Raw genomic sequence first — 16,248 nt, 5'->3', positions numbered from 1 at the left:
TTCGCAGACAAGCCAGCTTAACCGCTGGCTTTTTTATGGCTGGTCTTCACAGCGTACTTTACGCAAAAAGTCACTTAGCGAGCGATCTGTCGATTCGCGAAAATGCCTGTCGAGTGGCGTAATCTTCAGACATCGATCAACGCGAAAGCAACGATAATCGTCACGCTTCTCGCACCAGCCAACCAGCAGCCAGTGCTCGCCCCAGAAAAATAATCCCAGCGGCTGAACGTCGCGCCAGGAGAGGTTCCCGGACTCATCGCGATAATGCAGCGCCAGCACCTGCTGTGCTGAAACCGCGCGATGTATGAGATCGAAGGCACTACGTGAATGCGGCTGATTACCAAAATCTGGCGCGAAAATCCGCGTTTGCTCGGCTCTGCGCCGACTCTCTGGCGGCAATATCGCCAACACTTTTTCCTGCGCGGATTCCAACGCCTGTGAGAGTGAATCCCCACCCCATGTTTTCAGCAATCGAATCGCTACCATCAATGCTTCTGATTCGTGATGCGTTAACATCAACGGCGGTAGATCAAACCCGGCCATTAAGCGGTATCCGCTGCCCACTTCGCCTTCAATAGGCACACCGGATAAAGAGAGATCGCGGATATCGCGATAAATCGTCCGTTCAGAAACCTCAAGACGCTCTGCCAGCAGCGCCGCCGTTGTCACTCGCCTGCCACGCAGGATTTGCACAATCTGAAACAAGCGGTCGGCGCGTCTGCTCATTTTAATCCTCAGTGCTGAAAATAATACGCGGGTTGATGTAAACCAACACGATTGCCTTCGCTGTCAGTAAATAGCGCAATCGTACCAATGTCCTGCCCCAGTTCGAGTGGGCCAAACACACACTGACCGCCAGCAGTGGCGACGCGTTCAAGCGTTGCAGCCAAATCGTCCGTATGCAGATAAATAATAGCGCCCTGCGCTGAAGGCGTAATACCATCAAATTTAGCCAGCGCCCCGCCGGGAGCGGGATCCTGATGCGGAAATACGGCGAGCTCAGCGCAGTCCATGTTCTCCCTACGCAAAGAAACCTGCATCACTGGCTCATAAAAAGCGATGGCGCGATCCATTTGTGCCACGGGGATTTCAAACCAATTAATTACGTTGCTCATACTTCCTCCTGCCTGTGTGGGTAATCTCAGGAGGACTATAAGACAGGGCTACTGACAGCATACTGTCAGTAGTGTGGCGACAGGAAAAGATAATTACCTGTCGCTAATTCACAGGCAAAAAAAATCCCGACCTTGCGATCGGGATTCCAGTATCTTCACTCCTGGATGGGTTAAGGCAGAATCGACGGTTGATCCGCCCCTTCTTTCTCGACCTTCTGCTGCAGCATGTGCTCACGCTTCATACCCAGCTTCAGCGCCAGCGCCGAAGCCACGTAGATAGAAGACGCAGTACCGATGGAAACACCGATCAGCATCGTCAGTGAGAATCCTTCCAGTACCGGACCACCGAACAGGAACAGCATCAGAATAACCATCAACGTTGTACCGGACGTAATCAACGTACGGTGCAGCGTTTGAGTCAGTGACACGTTAAAGATTTCGTAAGGCGTACCGCGACGAATTTTGCGGAAGTTTTCACGAATACGGTCAGATACAACGATACTGTCGTTCAGCGAGTAACCGATTACCGACATCAGTGATGCGACGATAGTCAGGTCAATCTCGATATGGAACAACGACAGGATCCCAAGTGTGATAATCACGTCGTGCGCCAGCGCGATAACTACCCCTGCCGCCAGTCGCCACTCAAAACGGAAACCGACGTACACCAGGATGGAGATCAACGCAGCCATCAGCGCCATCGCACCGGTTTGTGCCAGGTCTGCACCCACGCTCGGACCCACGAATTCAATTCGCTTCACCGCGGCGTTTTGGTTGGTGGATTCGTTAATCACACTCAACACTTTACTACCCAGCACCTGACCGCCGTCTGCACCTTCAGTTGGCGGCATACGTACCATAATGTCGTGGCTGCTGCCGAAGTTCTGCAGAAGCGGATCAACGAAGCCCGCTTTCTCCAGCGCATCGCGCATCACGTCCATATCGGCCGGTTTTTCCAGCGTGATTTCAATAACCGTACCACCGGTGAAATCGAGACCCCAGTTAAACCCACGTACGCCCATCACCACGATGGCCGCAATCAGCAGGAAACCTGAAATGCCGAAAGCCCAGTAGTCCCAGCGCATAAAGTCCCAGACTTTACGGCCGTGGTTCAATTGTTCAACAGTATATTCCTGTGCCACTTCGCACTCCTCAGATTGACAGCTTTTTGACGCGCTTGCCGCCATACAGCAGGTTTACGATGGCACGTGTACCGACAATCGCGGTAAACATCGACGTCGCCACACCAATACCGGTAGTAATCGCGAACCCTTTAATTGCCCCGGTGCCCACTGCGTACAGGATGATGACCTTGATCAGCGTCGTAATGTTCGCATCAAAGATGGAGCTAAATGCGCCCGCATAACCTTCATTGATGGCCTGCTGCACCGAACGCCCGTTACTCAACTCTTCTTTGATACGTTCGTTGATCAGTACGTTCGCATCGACCGCGACAGCAAGGGTTAAGACGATCCCCGCAATCCCCGGCATACTCAGCGTAGCACCCGGCAGCAACGACATAATACCGACAATCAGCACCAGGTTAGCAATCAGCGCACTGGTCGCAATCAGACCGAACTTCTTATAGAAGAAGATCATGAACAGGATAGACACCACCAGACCGGCCAGACATGCTTCCAGACCCTGTTTAATGTTCTGCATACCCAGGGTTGGGCCGATGGTACGTTCTTCAACAATCTGAATTGGCGCAATCAACGCACCGGCACGTAACAGCAGGGAAAGCTGGCGTGCTTCGTTCGGGTTGTTGATACCGGTGATACGGAAGCTGTTACCCAGACGAGACTGGATATTGGCGATGTTAATCACCTCTTCCTGTTTCACCAGTACTGCACGACCGTTAGCATCTTTCTTACCGCTGTCTTTGTACTCCACAAACAGGGTCGCCATCGGCTTACCGATGTTGTCCTTAGTGAAGTTGGACATGATGTTACCACCTGCGCTATCCAGCGAGATGTTAACCTGCGGCTGATTGTATTCGTCCTGGCTGGAAGTAGAGTCGGTGATATGGTCACCGGTCAGAATCACGCGTTTGTACAGCACAACCGGCTGGCCTTCACGAGACTGTTTCACTTCCGAATCACCCGGAACACGACCCGATGCCGCAGCGGACTGGTCAACGTTGGTGTTTACCAGACGGAACTCCAGCGTCGCGGTTGCGCCCAGAATTTCTTTCGCACGCGCGGTATCCTGAATACCCGGCAGTTCGACCACAATGCGGTCAGCCCCCTGGCGTTGTACCACCGGCTCAGCAACACCCAGTTGGTTAACACGATTACGCAGAATGTTGATGTTCTGCTGTACCGCGTATTCACGGGCTTCGCTCAGGCGCGCATCGGTCATTACCGCACGCAGAGCATTGCTGCCCTGGCTGGAAATAACCAGATCCTGGTGACGTTTGCTCAGGTAAGAGATAGCTTCATCACGGGCGCTGCTATCACGGAAAGTGATGCTCAGACCGTAGTTATCTTCTTTGCGAACAGTAGTATAAGGAATGCCTTTTTCACGCAGATCGCTGCGCAGGCTATCGATATTTTGTTCCTGCAACTTACTCAGCGCGGTGTCCATATCCACTTCCATCAGGAAGTGAACGCCGCCACGCAGGTCAAGACCGAGTTTCATCGGTTCGGCGTGAATGGCAGCCAGCCAGCGCGGGGTTGCCGGAGCTAGGTTAAGCGCCACGACGTACTGATCGCCCAGTACGCCCATTAATACTTCACGTGCGCGCAGTTGGGTATCAGTGGAGTCGAAGCGCGCGAGAATAGCACCCTCTTCCAGAGCCACAGACTTAGGTGTGATTTTATCTTCTTGTAACGTTTTCTGGACCTGGATCAGCGTTTGCTCACTGGCGGCGGCACCGCGCACGCCAGTGATTTGAACAGCCGGATCCTCACCATACAGGTTGGGAAGCGCATAGAGCAGACCGACGACAATAACGACGATCAGCATGACATACTTCCACAAAGGATAACGGTTTAACACGGTAGTTCCCTTTGGGAAAACAATAAATTACAGCGCCTTCATGGTGCCTTTCGGCAGAACGGCAGCTACGAAATCACGTTTGATAACCACTTCAGTGGTGTCGTTCAGCGCGATAGCGATGTAGCCAGATTCTGCTACTTTAGTCACGCGACCCACCAGACCACCGTTAGTCAGTACTTCATCGCCTTTCGCAATGGAGTTCATCAGGTTCTTGTGTTCTTTGGTACGCTTTTGCTGTGGGCGCAGGATCATAAAATAGAAAATCAGACCAAACACCACCAGCATCAGAATCAGAGACATCGGGCTGCCCTGCGCCGGAGCACCTGTTGCCGCTACCGCATCAGAAATAAAAAAGCTCATTCAAATTCCCTCATTATTAAAATTAATCAACGTTCACAGGTGGAACTGGTCTACCCTGACGTTGGTAAAAATCGGTCACGAAGCTCTCTAATTTACCCTCTTCAATAGCCTTGCGTAAACCCGCCATCAAACGCTGGTAGTAGCGAAGGTTATGAATCGTGTTGAGTCGCGCGCCCAATATTTCGTTGCAACGGTCGAGATGATGCAAGTAAGCGCGCGAATAATTGCGACAGGTGTAACAATCACACTCAGCATCGAGCGGACTGGTGTCGCTTTTATGTTTCGCGTTACGAATTTTTACCACGCCATCAGTCACAAACAAATGACCATTACGGGCATTTCGCGTTGGCATCACGCAGTCAAACATATCGATACCGCGACGCACGCCTTCAACCAGATCTTCTGGTTTGCCGACGCCCATCAGGTAACGCGGTTTATCTGCCGGAATCTGCGGGCAAACATGTTCCAGAATGCGGTGCATATCTTCCTTCGGCTCACCGACAGCCAAACCGCCGACAGCGTAGCCATCAAAGCCTATATCTACCAGACCTTTGACGGAGATATCACGTAAATCTTCGTAAACACTGCCCTGAATGATGCCAAAAAGCGCATTTTTGTTGCCGAGACTATCAAAACGGTCACGGCTGCGCTTCGCCCAACGCAAAGACATCTCCATTGAGCGTTTAGCATAGTCCCAGTCGGCCGGATACGGTGTACATTCGTCGAAGATCATCACGATATCGGAACCGAGATCGTATTGAATCTCCATCGACTTCTCGGGATCGAGGAAAATCGGATCGCCGTTGATCGGGTTACGGAAATGCACGCCCTGCTCGGTTATCTTACGGATATCGCCCAGGCTGAACACCTGGAAGCCGCCGGAGTCGGTGAGGATCGGCCCTTTCCACTGCATGAAATCGTGCAGATCGCCGTGCAGTTTCATGATTTCCTGACCCGGGCGCAGCCACAGGTGGAAGGTGTTGCCGAGGATGATCTGTGCGCCGGTTGCTTCAACTTCTTCCGGCGTCATGCCTTTCACGGTGCCGTAAGTACCGACCGGCATAAAAGCAGGCGTTTCTACTACGCCACGTTCAAAAACCAGGCGGCCGCGGCGAGCGCGACCGTCTGTGGTATCCAGTTCAAATTTCATTTTTTCTCCTGCATCAGAGAGACAGTCTGATGATTAAACTTTCCCCACGGAATCACTCCACGGAGTAAAAATATATTAACCCACTGGCGAAGGCGCAATCGGCGCAGCCAGTTTGGGGGCGACCAGCGCACAGCCACCGGAGCGTACACGCAGTACGAGAGGATGGCGAGCACTGCCCGACATCAAAATGGCAAGTGAGATAGCCTTCTCACGGTCGCTCAGAAATAGCCTGCGGATTGTACGTGATAAACATGGCATCCCCGTAACTAAAAAAGCGATATTCCGCTTTTACCGCTTCATGATAGGCGTGCATGGTGTTTTTATAACCAGCAAATGCGGAAACCAGCATAATCAGCGTCGATTCCGGCAGGTGGAAGTTGGTTACCAGGGCATCAATCACCTGATATTTATAGCCTGGATAAATAAAGATTTGTGTATCGCCGAAGAACGGCTCGATGAGATCGTTTTTGGCCGCCTGCGCCGCACTTTCCAGCGAACGCACGGAGGTGGTACCTACCGCAATCACGCGATTACCGCGCGCTTTCGCCGCCAGCACCGCGTCCACCACATCCTGCGGCACTTCCGCATATTCGGAATGCATAATGTGGTCTTCGATGGTGTCTACGCGCACCGGCTGGAAAGTACCCGCGCCAACGTGCAGGGTGACGAACGCCATTTCAATGCCTTTATCGCGCAGTTTAGCCAGCAGCGGATCGTCAAAATGCAGACCCGCGGTCGGTGCAGCGACGGCACCCGGTTTTTCGCTGTATACGGTCTGGTACAGCTCGCGGTCGGCGTCTTCATCCGGACGGTCGATATACGGCGGCAACGGCATATGGCCGATGGCGTTGAGGATATCCAGCACGCTGCGTTCGTCGTTAAACTCAACTTCAAACAGCGCGTCATGGCGGGCGACCATCGTCGCCTTAATACTTTCGTCGTCGCCCAGCAGCAGCTCGGCACCCGGTTTCGGCGCTTTCGAGGCACGAATATGCGCCAGAATACGTTTGTCATCCAGCATACGTTCGACCAGCACTTCAATCTTGCCGCCGCTAGCTTTACGACCAAACAGACGCGCAGGAATGACGCGGGTGTTGTTAAAGACCAGCAAATCTCCAGGGTTGAGCTTATCGAGCAAATCGGTGAAAGTACCGTGCGTCAGCGCGCCCGTCGGCCCGTCCAAAGACAGCAAGCGGCAGCTACTGCGCTCAGCTTGCGGATAGTGGGCAATCAGGGATTCGGGTAATTCAAAGGTGAAATCGGTAACGCGCATGACACTGACTCAGACTAAAATAAGAGGCGGGTAGTCTAGTGCCGGGGCGTTCTCCCTGCAACCTTTACCCCTCTGGATAAACGTTTAACTATGAATTTTCTTGCACATTTGCATCTCGCTCACCTTGCCGATAGCTCGCTTTCCGGCAATCTGCTGGCCGATTTTGTCCGGGGTAATCCGGAAACGCACTACTCGCCTGATGTGGTAGCAGGCATCTTTATGCATCGTCGTATCGATGTGATGACCGATAACTTACCGCAGGTGCGTGAAGCCAAAGAGTGGTTTCGTAGCGAAACGCGCCGCGTCGCGCCGATTACGCTGGACGTTATGTGGGATCATTTTCTGTCGCGCCATTGGTCGGAAATCTCACCTGACTTCCCGCTGACGGACTTTGTGCGCTATGCCCGTACTCAGGTAACCACTATTTTGCCGGAATCGCCGCCGCGCTTTATCAATCTGAACAACTATATATGGTCAGAGAAATGGCTTGAGCGCTACCGGGACATGGATTTTATCCAGAACGTCCTGAACGGCATGGCCAGCCGCCGTCCACGGCTCGATGCCCTACGCGACTCATGGTATGACCTCGATACGCATTACGATGCGTTAGAAGAACGATTCTGGCAGTTTTATCCGCAAATGATGGAACAGGCGCGGTGCAAAACCCTTTGATCGCAGCCCGTATTCCCCGCCGGATAAGCAGTAGCCACCGTCCGGCAAAAGATTGATAGACAAAACCTGTCTCATTGATTGCCAGCGCCTCTTTGTCTTATTCCCGAACACTCTCTATACTGGCCCGCGTTGCGTTCCAAAAACCCCTTAACTTTGCAGGAGAATTATATGGTACTGGTAACTCGTCAGGCTCCGGATTTCACAGCAGCTGCGGTACTGGGTAGCGGTGAGATCGTTGAAAACTTCAACTTCAAACAGCATACCAACGGTAAAACCACCGTTCTGTTCTTCTGGCCGATGGACTTCACCTTCGTTTGCCCGTCTGAACTGATCGCATTCGACAAACGTTACGAAGAATTCCAGAAGCGCGGCGTTGAAGTTGTTGGTGTTTCCTTCGACTCTGAATTTGTCCACAACGCATGGCGTAACACCCCTGTCGACAAAGGCGGCATCGGTGCAGTGAAATACGCAATGGTTGCTGACATCAAACGCGAAATCCAGAAAGCCTACGGCATCGAGCACCCGGAAGCGGGCGTTGCGCTGCGCGGTTCTTTCCTGATCGACGCTAACGGCGTTGTTCGCCACCAGGTGGTTAACGATCTGCCGCTGGGTCGTAACATCGACGAAATGCTGCGCATGGTTGACGCGCTGCAGTTCCACGAAGAGCACGGCGACGTTTGCCCGGCACAGTGGGAAAAAGGTAAAGAAGGTATGAACGCGTCTCCGGACGGCGTGGCAAAATACCTGACCGAGAACGTTTCCAGCCTGTAATTGGCATGAATCGACGAAAGGCCCGCAAATGCGGGCCTTTTTTATTGTTCGCAGATCAGATAAGCGATTGCGTCACTTTCCGTTAGTATCGCCAGTGACGATACGCTTATCCAAACCACAATTAAAACGCGAAGCAGGAGCAGCCAAGCGCGCCCCAGAAAGCCCGGTCATCTGACACCGGAATCCCCGATTTCCGCGCAATATCATGCTGGTGACCGTGTACACCGCAGCTACCGCAGCACTGGTGCATCTGCACCATTGCGCCAATTTTCGCCGCAGCAGGTGGCGCTGAGCGATAGTGCCCCGGCACCTTCACTACCGGCGACCAGTCCGGCACAATCGGAATAGCAGGTGGTGCCAGCGGGGTGAAATGCCCGGCGGCGTAAACCACTTTGCCATCAACAATGGTCATTACCGACTCAATACCTTTAATCTCTTCTTCCGGCACGCTGAAGTAATCTTTGGACAGCACCACCAGGTCGGCCAGTTGATCTTTCTCGATGCGCCCTTTCTTACCCTGTTCGCTGGAGAACCAGGCGCTACCGGCCGTCCACAGTTCCAGTGCCACATCGCGTGGCAGGCGATTGTTATCATCGTACATCGCCATACCACCAACGGTACGGCCCGAAACCAGCCAGTAGAGCGCGGTCCACGGGTTGTAGCTGGCCACGCGTGTGGCGTCAGTCCCCAGTCCGACCGGAACGTCAGCCGCCAGCATTTTCGCCACCGGCGGTGTATGTTTGACCGCATCTTTACCGTAGCGATCGACAAAATATTCGCCCTGGAACGCCATGCGGTGCTGAACCGCTATCCCGCCCCCCAGCGCTTTTACACGCTCGATATTCCGTTCGGTAATCGTTTCGGCGTGATCGAAGAACCAGTGCAGACCATTGAACGGGATATCACGATTTACCTTCTCAAACACGTCCAGCATTCGGCTGATGGATTCATCGTAGGTAGCATGCAAGCGGAACGGCCAGCGGTGCTCAACCAGGTGTCGCACCACGCGCTCCAGCTCATCTTCCATACCTTCCGGCAGATCCGGGCGTGGCTGGAGGAAGTCTTCAAAATCCGCGGCCGAGAAAACCAGCATTTCCCCTGCCCCATTGGCACGATAGAAGTCGGTTCCCTGCCCTGGCTTGAGCATATCGGTCCAGCGTTCAAAGTCTTCCAGTTCCTGCTTCGGACGCTGGGTAAACAGGTTGTAGGCAATACGCACCGTCATCTGTTTGTTGGCGTGTAACTGCTCAATGATCTCGTAATCTTCCGGGTAGTTCTGGAACCCGCCGCCCGCATCGATGGCGCTGGTCAGTCCCAGACGGTTCAGCTCGCGCATAAACTGACGGGTCGAGTTAACCTGCATTTCCAGCGGCAGTTTTGGTCCCTTTGCCAGCGTCGAGTAAAGGATCATCGCGTTCGGTTTAGCGATCAGCATTCCGGTCGGGTTGCCGTTGCTATCACGCACAATCTCACCGCCCGCCGGTTCCGGCGTCGCTTTGGTATAGCCAACCGCTTTCAGCGCGGCGCGGTTGAGCAAAGCCCGGTCGTAGAGATGCAGAACAAAAACCGGAGTATCAGGAGCGGCTTCATTCAGTTCTTCGAGGGTTGGCATGCGACGTTCGGCAAACTGGAATTCACTCCAGCCGCCCACCACGCGTACCCATTGTGGCGACGGCGTTCTGTCAGCCTGGTCTTTGAGCATGCGTAGCGCGTCCGCCAGTGACGGCACGCCCTCCCAACGCAATTCCAGGTTGTAATTCAGTCCACCACGAATAAGGTGCAGGTGCGAATCGTTCAGGCCAGGGATCACCGTATGCCCTTGCAGATCGACAACTTGCGTCCCTTCAGCGGCAAAGCTCATTACCCGTTCGTGGCTACCGGTCGCCAGAATCTTTCCGTTGGCGATCGCCACCGCCTCGACCTGAGGACTTTGTCTGTCGAGAGTATGAATTTTTCCGTGAGTCAGAATCAGTGTGGCAGTTTGAGACATAACAATCTCCTGAGATACCGGTCAGGCTTTTTTCAGCCATCCGGCAAACAGACGGGTTACGATGGGCATCCAGAACCAGACCACCAGCGCAACCACAAAGGCATCATTGATGAGATGCAGGAGTAACGAGCCCTTCATTGCAGGCAGCACAATGCCGGTCAACCACGGCACCAGATTGGTGCTTGGAAATATCACCAGCAGGGTTATCAGAAACTGTTTCCAGCGTTTGGGCTGTCGTACATGGGGTGCGGGTGGCGTAAACCAGAATGCTGCTTCGGTGCGAATTTCGGTTTTGTCACCTTCAGCCAGCAGTGGAGCAATCTCTTCGACCAACACACGGCGCGTATCGGACTGGGTCCAGCTATACAGATGCTCAAGCGTGTCGAAGCGGATAATGATGTTCCACAGGTTGTTGCCATCTGCTGGGCGAATCACGTTCGCCCCGAGATGACCGGGAAATTCAGCCGCTACAGGCATGATTTTCCCCAGCCACTGCTCATACCGCTGCGCCTGCTCAGGTAGCAGAGTGTGAGTAATTACCAACGTCACATGTTTGTTCTGCGCCATGAAGGGTTCCTTGTTGACAGGAAACAGGCCGCTTAGGCCTGGAAAGTAATACACAAAATCATTCATGGTGCATCGAGGCGGCAATGTTGTGGATCCCCGGGAGCTTACATAAGTAAGTGACCGGGGGACGCAAGCGAAGCCAACAAAGATGCAACATGAAGGATGACGTGTATTTAAGCTTTACGTTCCGGCGCGCCATGCACCATGGTATAGGCATAATCCACGCCCATACCGTAGGCACCGCTGTGCTCGCGTACCAGATCCATTACGGCGTCGTAGGTTTCTTTGCGGGACCAGTCGCGCTGGTACTCGAGAAGAACCTGTTGCCAGGTTACGGGTACGGCACCAGCCTGTACCATGCGGTCGATAGAACGCTCATGAGCATCTACGGACGTGCCGCCGGAGGTATCCGTTACCACATAAACTTCATAGCCTGCCTCCAGTGCCATCAGCGCCGGAAAAGTCAGGCATACTTCGGTCCACAGCGCGGAGATAATCAGTTTTTTACGCCCGGTCGCTTCCACCGCTTTCACAAACGCCGCATCTTCCCAGGAGTTCATTGAGGTGCGTTCAATGGGTTTGACATCAGGATGAACCGCTAACAATTCCGGCCAGATATATCCGCTAAAACTTTTAGTTTCTACAGAAGTATAAATCACCGGAATATTGAATATTTTCCCGGTTTTCGCTAATGCCACGGTATTATTTTTTAAAGTCTGGCGATCAATATTCGCCACACCGAATGACATTTGCGGCTGATGATCAATAAAAATAAGCGTAGAGTTTTGAGGGTCAATCAGTTCCCGAATAGACATAGCACACCTTCTTAATCAATAAGTTAAAAGGCAACGGTCTGTATCTGCCGTCAGCAGCAGGATCCTGAATCAGAAAGCTTGTTGAGTATAGCGGGAAATTTCTAACGAGTTATTAAAGAAAACTTACCATCCTGTGAAACTATTAATTTTGTGTTGCGATATATCCTAAACAACATCAAAAAAATGCGCATGACTCATCTAATTTATTCACTGGCATTGTTTTTCTTCATTCGGTACAACAGAAGGGTTTAATTTTCAGGATATTTTCTGCTTATGCGCATTAATCTGGATGTTTTGCTTATTCTCGACGCTCTCGACAAACAGGGTTCATTTGCCGCAGCGGCCGAGTCGCTGTTTAAAACCCCTGCCGCACTCAGCTATATGATTCAGAAGCTGGAAAGCGATTTGAATATCGAGCTGCTTGACCGTTCCGGGCACCGGGCAAAATTTACCGATACCGGACAGATGATGCTGGAAAAAGGGCGTTTGCTGCTGAATGCGGCAAAAGATCTCGAAAAACAGGCGGTACAGCTGAGTTCAGGCTGGGAAAAAGAGCTGGCAATTGCGCTGGACGACTCCTTCCCTTTCGCTGCGCTGTTGCCCATTATTGATGAATTTCATGCGCTGAATAAGCAAACTCGCCTCAGTTTTACCCACCATACGCTGGCGGGCTCCTGGGAGGAACTGACCCATAATGGAGCCGATATTATTCTGGGGGCAATTAATGAACCGCCAACGTCTGCAGCCTGGTCCTATAAAATGCTCGGCACGTTGGACAATGTGTTTGTCGTTGCGCCTGAGCATCCGCTGGCCGCAGCAGCAGACGGCCTGACCAACGAACAGTTATGCCTGCATCGCGCGATTGTTATCAGCGACAGCGCCCGCTTCTGCCATCCGTTACAAACCAATCTGATGGAGGAACAGGCGCAAATCCGCGTCGATGACTTCCACAGTAAGGTGATGCTACTGCGGGCCGGTATGGGCTGCGGATTTCTCCCCCGCCATATTGCCAGCCCGTGGCTTACCACGGGTGAGCTGGTGGAAAAAACGGTTATCTCATTTCGCCAAAAAGACGTGGCTTATATGGCATGGCGCAATAACCGCGATGGGCTGGCACAGCGCTGGTGGCGGGAAACGCTGCTGGCAAGCCCGGAGATTGCGCGCTTATATCAATGACCTATCCATACCGAGGCGGAAATCGCCGGCAGCGTCAGGATATCGTCGGTAAGCATACCGTTGCCCTCTTTGTGCTGCCATTGACTCACGCTCAGTAATGGCGAGGCTGGCAGGACCACTTCACAAGCGTGGCCACGGTTAATCGCCACCAGTACGCGCTGTCGGTTTAGCACGCGAACAAACACCACCACGTTATCCTCGGCGTAAATCACCTGGCAACCACCGTGGCGAAGCGCCTGATTCTGGTGGCGTAATTTTGCCAGCCGCTGATACAACGCCAGCAGAGTAGCGTCCTGTTTTTCAGGCTGCCACGGGAACGGTTTGCGACAAAAAGGATCGTTGTTCCCGTCCAGCCCCACTTCGTCACCGTAGTAAATACAGGGCACGCCAGGCCAGGTAAACAGCCATACCACCGCTAGCGGTAACCGTGCGACGTCTTTACCGAGCAGAGATTTAAAGCGGGCGGTATCGTGGCTGTCGAGCTGATTAAACATCCGCAGCTGTTGCTGATGCGACAACCCCGCGCGGTAGTTATCCATCCACGCCATACAGGTCTGGGCATCAATGGATTGCGGGTCGTATGAGATATCGGTATTGGCGAGGAATCCCCAGAGGGGGAAAGTAAAGCCGCGATAGTTCATGGCGGCATCTTCTGCATCAGCCTGCAACCACTGGCGCGCATCGCCAAAATGCTCACCCACCACATACGCCTCTGGCTGGGTTTCTTTTGCCGCCTGCGTAATTCCGGCCACATGTTGTAGGTTGTTACGTGCGCCTCCGGCCTCTCCCAGCATGTGCACCACATCAAGACGCCAGCCGTCCATACTCCACGGCGCTTTCAGCCAGTGGCGGACGATACTGTCTTCACCGCGATAAATTTCATTCACCAGGCTTTCCGAAGAAAAGTCCAGCTTGGGCAGGCTGGAATATCCCAGCCAGTCGAGCGCAACGCCGTCGGCTGAGAAATGATACCAGTCGCGCCAGGGGGATTCTGGATTATGGCACGCCCCGTCCGTCCCCCGATTATGTCGGTCAAACCAGGCGTGCGAATCGCCGCTATGGTTAAAGACGCCGTCGAGAATCAGACGCATGCCCTGCTGTTGGGTGTTGTGCCGCAGACGCAGTAGCGCCCTGTCGCCGCCAAATTGCGGATCAACATGACGGTAATCTTCGGTATCGTATTTATGCACGCTCGGGGCGGTAAATACAGGATTCAGGTACAGCGCCGTGACCCCTAACGTTTTCAGGTACGGTAGCTTTTCGCTGATGCCGTCCAAATCACCGCCATAGAACGTGGAGCCACCGGCCTGAGCCGTAAGCGGTTCATCCCATTCGCGCCGTAAGATGTCGTGTCCGGCGGCGTGGTGGTAATAGACGTTATCCTGGCCCGCTTCACGCGACTGGCTGCGGGCAAAACGGTCCGGGAAAATTTGATAGAAAATCTGATCGGCAACCCACTGCGGACCGTTATCCGGCACATCAACCGCAAACTGCTCCAGACGCGCAGGCGGAAAACGGCTGAATCCCTGTGGGGTGAACCACAGCTGACGATCGAGCCAAAGTAATTTAAAGCTATAGCGTCGACGAGGCTGCCCGCTGGAGAGATCGATCGCCGCTCGCCACGCGGTCACGCCCGGCTGCGGCTGGCTGCGCTGCTTGTGCATAGCCAGCGAAATCTCTTCGTTATCATTTTCTGCGCGTAGCGTCACCCGCTGGGGTGGATTTTCCCCCGCCAACCATAATGTAATCGTCAGTTGATCTTTGTTTTGCTTAACAAATGGGGCAACCGGAAGGTGCCAGGCGTTCAACATCACGTATCCCCTTTGATGATAATGACGTCACCTTGCCATAGCGAAGTGCAGGATCACTCATCATCTTAACGTTTATTGGGGGAGGAGTTCGGGGGAGGAGAAAATTGCCGGGTAACGCAAAGCTACCCGGCAAAAATATTACTGTGCTTCAGCCAGTTGGCGCTCGCGACGGCGCTTGAATCCCCAGCCGACCAGCAGCAGAACAATCCACGCAAAGCCGACGTACAGCGAAATGCGGGTATCCGGATGATAGCCGATGAGCGCGATGATAAAGACCAGGAAAATTAGGCCAACAACAGTCGTCGTTACCCCACCCGGTACTTTAAATTTCAGCGCTTTGACCTCTTCCGGCGGCAGACGACGACGGAAAGCAATCTGCGACAACAGGATCATAATCCACACCCATACCGTGGCGAAAGTCGCCAAAGAGGCGATCACCAGGAAGACGTTTTCCGGCATGATGTAGTTAAGATACACCGCAAACAGCAGCGCGATAGTCATCACCATTACCGTCACCCATGGCACGCCACGACGCGACGTCTTGGCGAACATTTTCGGGGCACTGCCCTGCTCCGCCATGCCGTGCAGCATACGCCCCACACCGAAGACGTCAGAGTTAATAGCCGACAGCGACGCAGTCAGAACCACAAAGTTGAGGATTCCGGCAGCAAAGGTAATACCCATATGCTGGAACGTCATAACGAACGGGCTACCGTCGGTACCCACCTGGTTCCACGGGTAGATAGACATAATGACGAACAGCGTCCCCACATAAAACACCAGGATACGCATTGGTACGGAATTGATGGCGCGCGGAATAGATTTTTCCGGATCTTTGGCTTCGCCTGCGGTAATCCCGATAATCTCAATCCCGCCATAGGCAAACATCACCATTTGCAGCGACATCACCATGCCGAGCCAGCCGTTGCTGAAGAAGCCACCGTTGCTCCATAAGTTATGGATACCGGTTGGTTGTCCGCCGTTGCCAATCCCCCAAATGATGATACCGAAACCGGCAACAATCATGATGATAATGGTGGCGACTTTGAAGAACGAGAACCAGAACTCCAGCTCACCAAACACCTTCACGCTCATCAGGTTGATGGCGCAGATAATCAGCACCACGCTGAGTACCCAAATCCAGTGCGGTACCGCCGGGAACCAGACGCCCATGTATATGCCGAAGGCTGTCACGTCGGCAATGGCGACAATCAGGATTTCAAAACAGTAGGTCCAGCCGGTAATGTAGCCTGCCAGCGGTCCGAGGTTTTCCTGCGCATAGCGCGAGAAGGAGCTGGCTGCCGGGTTATGAACAGACATTTCGCCCAGCGCACGCATAATAATGTACGCTGCGACACCGCCGATAATATAGGCCAGCAACACGCTTGGCCCCGCCATTTTGATGGCGTCGGCCGAGCCGTAAAACAGCCCGGTACCAATTGCTGAACCTAATGCCATAAAGCGGATGTGCCGGGTGCTCAGCCCACGCTTTAGCTTGTTATTACTTTCCATCGATTCCTAACCTGTTAACACAATAAAAAAACCACG

At 53.3% G+C, this 16,248-nt stretch carries 15 protein-coding genes; 3 read left to right on the top strand and 12 right to left on the bottom strand.

Annotated elements, in window-relative coordinates; all coding sequences use genetic code 11:
* Window positions 1-33 precede the first annotated feature (33 nt).
* From OGX89_RS17850 to queA, 7 genes are all read right to left on the bottom strand, one after another.
* Window positions 34-726: a helix-turn-helix transcriptional regulator gene (locus tag OGX89_RS17850; protein ID WP_126955927.1), complete on the bottom strand. Its 693-nt coding sequence runs from the start codon at window positions 724-726 to the stop codon at window positions 34-36.
* An 8-nt stretch (window positions 727-734) separates the two neighbouring features.
* Window positions 735-1,115 (bottom strand): VOC family protein, encoded by a 381-nt coding sequence (locus OGX89_RS17845; protein ID WP_126955928.1) that lies wholly within the window; start codon window positions 1,113-1,115, stop codon window positions 735-737.
* 170 nt (window positions 1,116-1,285) lie between these two features.
* The gene (gene secF / locus OGX89_RS17840; protein ID WP_003021550.1) at window positions 1,286-2,257 is read right to left on the bottom strand and encodes a protein translocase subunit SecF; all 972 of its coding nucleotides are present in this window, start codon (window positions 2,255-2,257) and stop codon (window positions 1,286-1,288) included.
* 10 nt (window positions 2,258-2,267) lie between these two features.
* Entirely contained in the window at window positions 2,268-4,115 is a 1,848-nt protein-coding gene (secD, locus tag OGX89_RS17835; RefSeq protein WP_003021547.1) for a protein translocase subunit SecD, read from the bottom strand.
* 27 nt (window positions 4,116-4,142) lie between these two features.
* Window positions 4,143-4,475, bottom strand: coding sequence for a preprotein translocase subunit YajC (gene yajC, locus OGX89_RS17830; protein WP_003021544.1), 333 nt, complete (start codon window positions 4,473-4,475; stop codon window positions 4,143-4,145).
* A 22-nt stretch (window positions 4,476-4,497) separates the two neighbouring features.
* Complete coding sequence (tgt, locus tag OGX89_RS17825; protein ID WP_126955929.1) at window positions 4,498-5,625, bottom strand: tRNA guanosine(34) transglycosylase Tgt; 1,128 nt, start codon at window positions 5,623-5,625, stop codon at window positions 4,498-4,500.
* Window positions 5,626-5,833: 208 nt separating this feature from the next.
* Window positions 5,834-6,898, bottom strand: a complete 1,065-nt coding sequence (gene queA / locus OGX89_RS17820) for a tRNA preQ1(34) S-adenosylmethionine ribosyltransferase-isomerase QueA (protein WP_032942525.1) — start codon at window positions 6,896-6,898, stop codon at window positions 5,834-5,836.
* Window positions 6,899-6,988: 90 nt separating this feature from the next.
* Here queA and acpH point away from each other — a divergent pair, with 90 nt between their 5' ends.
* Window positions 6,989-7,570: an ACP phosphodiesterase gene (gene acpH, locus OGX89_RS17815; protein WP_003830978.1), complete on the top strand. Its 582-nt coding sequence runs from the start codon at window positions 6,989-6,991 to the stop codon at window positions 7,568-7,570.
* A gap of 168 nt (window positions 7,571-7,738) precedes the next feature.
* Window positions 7,739-8,341, top strand: a complete 603-nt coding sequence (locus OGX89_RS17810) for a peroxiredoxin (RefSeq protein ID WP_003021524.1) — start codon at window positions 7,739-7,741, stop codon at window positions 8,339-8,341.
* 121 nt (window positions 8,342-8,462) lie between these two features.
* Here the strand turns inward: OGX89_RS17810 and OGX89_RS17805 are convergent, their stop codons facing one another.
* The 3 genes from OGX89_RS17805 to OGX89_RS17795 all read right to left on the bottom strand — a co-directional run bounded on the left by OGX89_RS17805 (window position 8,463) and on the right by OGX89_RS17795 (window position 11,713).
* Window positions 8,463-10,331 carry an amidohydrolase gene (locus OGX89_RS17805; protein ID WP_126955930.1) on the bottom strand — a complete coding sequence of 623 codons (1,869 nt, stop codon included), beginning with the start codon at window positions 10,329-10,331 and terminating at the stop codon, window positions 8,463-8,465.
* 21 nt (window positions 10,332-10,352) lie between these two features.
* Window positions 10,353-10,898: an antibiotic biosynthesis monooxygenase gene (locus OGX89_RS17800; RefSeq protein ID WP_003830975.1), complete on the bottom strand. Its 546-nt coding sequence runs from the start codon at window positions 10,896-10,898 to the stop codon at window positions 10,353-10,355.
* 173 nt (window positions 10,899-11,071) lie between these two features.
* On the bottom strand, window positions 11,072-11,713 hold the full coding sequence (locus OGX89_RS17795) for a hydrolase (RefSeq protein ID WP_063941298.1): 642 nt from the start codon (window positions 11,711-11,713) through the stop codon (window positions 11,072-11,074).
* Window positions 11,714-11,986: 273 nt separating this feature from the next.
* On the opposite strand from OGX89_RS17795, the gene OGX89_RS17790 reads away from it, so the two are divergent.
* A complete protein-coding gene (locus OGX89_RS17790) occupies window positions 11,987-12,889 on the top strand; it encodes a LysR family transcriptional regulator (RefSeq protein ID WP_003830973.1) in 903 nt (300 codons plus the stop codon).
* Here the strand turns inward: OGX89_RS17790 and malZ are convergent.
* Both malZ and proY read right to left on the bottom strand, forming a co-directional pair.
* On the bottom strand, window positions 12,883-14,700 hold the full coding sequence (gene malZ / locus OGX89_RS17785; protein ID WP_126955931.1) for a maltodextrin glucosidase: 1,818 nt from the start codon (window positions 14,698-14,700) through the stop codon (window positions 12,883-12,885). The genes OGX89_RS17790 and malZ overlap by 7 nt on opposite strands.
* Window positions 14,701-14,838: 138 nt before the next feature.
* On the bottom strand, window positions 14,839-16,212 hold the full coding sequence (gene proY / locus OGX89_RS17780; protein ID WP_003021504.1) for a proline-specific permease ProY: 1,374 nt from the start codon (window positions 16,210-16,212) through the stop codon (window positions 14,839-14,841).
* Window positions 16,213-16,248: the final 36 nt, after the last annotated feature.

This window comes from Citrobacter sp. Cpo103, from assembly GCF_030332605.1.
GTDB classification, from domain to species: Bacteria; Pseudomonadota; Gammaproteobacteria; order Enterobacterales; family Enterobacteriaceae; genus Citrobacter; species Citrobacter portucalensis.
This window is presented reverse-complemented; position numbering and strand designations above follow the sequence as displayed.

Coding starts and splice junctions, on each gene's coding strand:
- OGX89_RS17850 (WP_126955927.1), bottom strand. CDS start 726: ATGAGCAGACGCGCCGACCGCTTGTTTCAGATTGTGCAAATCCTGCGT.
- OGX89_RS17845 (WP_126955928.1), bottom strand. CDS start 1,115: ATGAGCAACGTAATTAATTGGTTTGAAATCCCCGTGGCACAAATGGAT.
- yajC (WP_003021544.1), bottom strand. CDS start 4,475: ATGAGCTTTTTTATTTCTGATGCGGTAGCGGCAACAGGTGCTCCGGCG.
- tgt (WP_126955929.1), bottom strand. CDS start 5,625: ATGAAATTTGAACTGGATACCACAGACGGTCGCGCTCGCCGCGGCCGC.
- queA (WP_032942525.1), bottom strand. CDS start 6,898: ATGCGCGTTACCGATTTCACCTTTGAATTACCCGAATCCCTGATTGCC.
- acpH (WP_003830978.1), top strand. CDS start 6,989: ATGAATTTTCTTGCACATTTGCATCTCGCTCACCTTGCCGATAGCTCG.
- OGX89_RS17810 (WP_003021524.1), top strand. CDS start 7,739: ATGGTACTGGTAACTCGTCAGGCTCCGGATTTCACAGCAGCTGCGGTA.
- OGX89_RS17805 (WP_126955930.1), bottom strand. CDS start 10,331: ATGTCTCAAACTGCCACACTGATTCTGACTCACGGAAAAATTCATACT.
- OGX89_RS17800 (WP_003830975.1), bottom strand. CDS start 10,898: ATGGCGCAGAACAAACATGTGACGTTGGTAATTACTCACACTCTGCTA.
- OGX89_RS17795 (WP_063941298.1), bottom strand. CDS start 11,713: ATGTCTATTCGGGAACTGATTGACCCTCAAAACTCTACGCTTATTTTT.
- OGX89_RS17790 (WP_003830973.1), top strand. CDS start 11,987: ATGCGCATTAATCTGGATGTTTTGCTTATTCTCGACGCTCTCGACAAA.
- malZ (WP_126955931.1), bottom strand. CDS start 14,700: ATGTTGAACGCCTGGCACCTTCCGGTTGCCCCATTTGTTAAGCAAAAC.
- proY (WP_003021504.1), bottom strand. CDS start 16,212: ATGGAAAGTAATAACAAGCTAAAGCGTGGGCTGAGCACCCGGCACATC.